Consider the following 622-nt stretch of genomic DNA (forward strand, 5'->3'; position numbering starts at 1 on the left):
GAAAAGCTTATGCTCCTGATACGTGGAGCTGGAATATAAGTTCTGGCGGAGCCGCTTCGTATTATCTTGCAGGCGGAAAAGGTGCAACGGGGATGTCTATGGATGAGTGGTCAGGTAATGTTCCGACGATATTTTCCCGTCCTAATGAAGGCGGAGGTGGTGGAGGAAGTGTTCCTTTTGGGCAAACACAAGCGTATAGAGATTTAATGTCAGGACGTACTAGTAGTATAACAAACAGAAACGGTTATTTGTTATATTGGGTAGGAACACCTAAGGTAAATGGATCTTTAACGGATGATGGGGCGAATGTAGAATTAGATCTAGGAGTACTTAATAGAAGCCCAATTCAAAATACAAGAGATACACCATTGGATGCGTATATAAATTGGGCAGACTGGGGCTCAACTGCAATGGAAGGAGGCTTCGAATATATTGTAAAGCAAAGAACAAATCTTTACAATAGTGGATATTGGGTAGACAATTTAGGTAACATGAGAAGTACGGCTTATGCAGGTAGAGCAAGAGGATCACTAATAGGATTAAGAAGTAGCTATGTCAACACTACTGCAATGTATGGAAAATATGCGAAAAGAGCCGGAATGGTAGGCCATATAATTAGTGC

The 622-nt window shown here is 41.5% G+C and carries 1 protein-coding gene; it reads left to right on the forward strand.

Going from position 1 to position 622, the window contains the following annotated elements:
• Nucleotides 1-622: hypothetical protein (locus tag AC4IF5_RS20400; RefSeq protein ID WP_490737786.1), on the forward strand; the 622-nt coding region annotated here is incomplete at both ends.

Source organism: Chryseobacterium sp. UF-290 (genome assembly GCF_058245615.1).